This is a genomic window from Dietzia sp. DQ11-44 (assembly GCF_014145205.1).
GTDB lineage: Bacteria > Actinomycetota > Actinomycetes > Mycobacteriales > Mycobacteriaceae > Dietzia > Dietzia natronolimnaea.
Genome location: NZ_JAALEC010000501.1, coordinates 1 through 2741, shown reverse-complemented (window position 1 = coordinate 2741; position 2741 = coordinate 1). Strand labels below are relative to the sequence as shown.

Sequence of the window (2741 nt, the reverse complement as noted above, 5' to 3'; positions counted from 1 at the left end):
CACGCTGGCGCCGCCGGCCGGGTGGAAGCCGGTGGAGGTCTTGACCATGTCCGCCCCCGCGCGCGCGACGGCGTGGCACAGCTCCTCGACCCGCCGGTCCCCCGCCTCCTCGCCCAGCGCCCGGTGGATCGCGGCGGTCTCGAGGATCACCTTGATCACGGTGGGCGGGGGCACGGCGTCGCGCATCGTCAGCACGTCGGCCATCACCTCGTCCACCAGGCCGGCGATCGCCGCACCCACGTCGATCACCATGTCCACCTCGACGGCGCCCTGATCCACCGCCAGCCGTCCCTCCATGGCCTTGACCAACGCGTGGTGTTTCCCGGACGGGAAGCCGGCCACGGTCGCCACCGTCAGGCCCTCCGCCCGCACCGGGAGCATCGCCGGGCTCACGCACACCGCCTTGACCCCGAGAGCGCGGGCCTCGTCGACACAGGCCTGGACGTCCTCGCGGGAGGCGTCCGGGGAGAGCAACGTGTGGTCGATCATCGCCGCGACGCGGGCGCGGGTCAGCTGAATCTGTGGCGTGGCATCCATGCCGGCCAGCCTAGCGGGGCTCCCCACCACCCCCTGCTGGCACAATGACCGTTCATGTCACGCCGCTACGTCCTCACGCTGGGTTGCCCCGACCGCATCGGCATCGTCGCCCGCATCGCCACGTTCCTCGCCGAGCTCGGCGGCACCATCGTGGAGGCGGCCTACCACGCGGACGAGAACTCCCGCTGGTTCTTCACCCGGCAGTCCGTGGACGCCGAGTCGATCGGGATGGACCTCGACGAGCTGCGCCGCCGCTTCTCACGGGTGGCCGCCGAGCTCGGCCCGGAGACGGACTGGAACATCGCCGACTCCAGCGAACCGAAGGACATCGTCGTCCTGGTGTCCAAGGAGGGGCACTGCCTGCACGACCTCATGGGCCGGGTGGACAGCGGGGACTTCCCCGCCCGCATCCGCGCCGTGATCGGCAACCACGACACCCTGCGGGGGATGACCGAGGCGCACGGCATCCCCTTCCATCACGTGCCGTTCCCCGCGGATCCGGCCGAGCGGGGTCCGGCGTTCGCCGAGGTGTCCTCGATCGTCGACGACATCGACCCGCACGCCATCGTCCTGGCCCGCTTCATGCAGGTCCTGCCGGACGATCTGTGCTCCCGCTGGGCCGGTCGCGCCCTCAACATCCATCACAGCTTCCTGCCGAGCTTCGTGGGGGCGCGCCCCTATCACCAGGCGCACATCCGGGGGGTCAAGCTCATCGGGGCGACCTGCCACTACGTCACCGCCGACCTCGACGAGGGACCGATCATCGAGCAGGACGTCATCCGCGTCGACCACGCGGCGACAGTGCAGGACATGGTCCGGCAGGGCCGCGACGCCGAGAAGCTGGTGCTGGCCCGCGGGCTGCGGTGGCACCTCGAGGACCGCGTCCTGGTCCACGACGTCCGGACCGTCGTCTTCACCTGAGACGAGGCCCAGCGACAGGAGAAGGCTCAGCCGCGGGAGAAACCGTGGCGCTCGGTGAGCAGGGTCTCGGCGGCGGACAGGAAGATCAACCGGGCGGCCGCGCCGGCCCGGGGAAGAATCGACCGGACCCGCTTCTCGAGCACGGCCTGGTCCATCCCCGCCCCGCGAACGGTCTCCACCAGAACGGTGAACGCCTCTGCCGCCCGGCTCTGACCCTCCATGAACAGGCGGCCGATCTTCTCGATACCCTCCTCGTCCACGCCGAGGACGATCAGGTCACGCAGGAGATCGGCCATGTAGACGTCGGAGAAGAAGTGGTCGGCTGCTCCCGGTTCGGTGATCAGACCGAGGGACTCCCCCACGTCGATCAACTCCTCGGGCATGTCGAACGAGGCGACCGCCTGGGACTCCGCCCGGGTGAGTCGCCGTCGGGACCCCGAGGGCCTGCGCTCGCCCCGTACGCTCTCGACCTCGAGCAACTCGGCGAGGGTGAACCCGTGCCGCTCGGCGATGAGCAGCTCCTCGATCGTGGCGAAGGTGTATCCCCGGTTGAGCAGGCGAAGGATCAGGTCGAGCCGACTGCGGTGATCCGGCCCGTAGAGCGCGGTCCGGCCCTGTCGGATGGGCGGCTGGAGCAACCCGCGTTCCTGATAGACGCGGATATTGCGAACGGTCGCGCCGGAGGTCTCCGCCAGCTCCTCGATGCGCTGCAGCGGCGCGGACCCCCTGGCACTCACCTGCGCCTGCCGCCGACGGCAGGCCTGACGTCGGCGAAGAACACCCCGACCGCCACCATCGCCACGATTCCGAGGATCCCGAACGGCCGGATCGCGAAGAAGAGGGCGGCTCCGGCGCAGATACCGATCCAGGCCGGTTTGGGCCACTTCCCCTCCATCGAGTACGCCGACGCGGGAGGAAGGACCGCCAGCACCAGGCCGACGAGCGCCCACGCCACGAGGGCCGCCTGGATCGCGAGCTGGATGAGGCCCCAGGTTCCGGGCAATGCATCTATCACAACCGCCAGTGTAGTCGGCGCGTCCGACACCCCGGCCATCGATGTTCACGGCGTGGAGTTGGGGGTTCGACGGCCCCGTGACGAGAGCCGCCCCCGGCCCGCTCGGGGAGAGCGGGCCGGGGGCGGCTGACTGCGGCCTCAGCCGCGGTGACTCACTTGCTGCCGGAGTCGGACGACTTGTCGGTCGACGACGAGGACTAGGTCGTCGAGGACGACGACGGCGTGCTGGCCGAGCCCGAACCGGAGGTCGAGCCCGAACCCGAGGTCG

General features: G+C 70.3%; 4 protein-coding genes. 1 reads left to right on the top strand and 3 read right to left on the bottom strand.

Annotation, left to right across the window (positions count from 1 at the left end; all coding sequences use genetic code 11):
- Positions 1–537, bottom strand: a 537-nt coding sequence (gene deoC, locus G6018_RS12570) for a deoxyribose-phosphate aldolase (protein ID WP_182639774.1), incomplete at its 3' end; no start/stop codon positions are given.
- A 54-nt stretch (positions 538–591) separates the two neighbouring features.
- Here deoC and purU point away from each other — a divergent pair.
- Positions 592–1458: a formyltetrahydrofolate deformylase gene (gene purU / locus G6018_RS12565; protein ID WP_182639773.1), complete on the top strand. Its 867-nt coding sequence runs from the start codon at positions 592–594 to the stop codon at positions 1456–1458.
- A gap of 26 nt (positions 1459–1484) precedes the next feature.
- Here the strand turns inward: purU and G6018_RS12560 are convergent, their stop codons facing one another.
- Positions 1485–2195: a MerR family transcriptional regulator gene (locus G6018_RS12560; protein ID WP_182610498.1), complete on the bottom strand. Its 711-nt coding sequence runs from the start codon at positions 2193–2195 to the stop codon at positions 1485–1487.
- Positions 2192–2473 carry a DUF2516 family protein gene (locus G6018_RS12555; protein WP_179523422.1) on the bottom strand — a complete coding sequence of 94 codons (282 nt, stop codon included), beginning with the start codon at positions 2471–2473 and terminating at the stop codon, positions 2192–2194. Before G6018_RS12555 ends, G6018_RS12560 begins: the two co-directional genes overlap by 4 nt.
- Between the last annotated feature and the right edge of the window lie 268 nt (positions 2474–2741).

Excerpts from the sequence above, each read along its gene's own strand:
- purU (WP_182639773.1), top strand. The coding sequence starts at position 592 with ATGTCACGCCGCTACGTCCTCACGCTGGGTTGCCCCGACCGCATCGGC.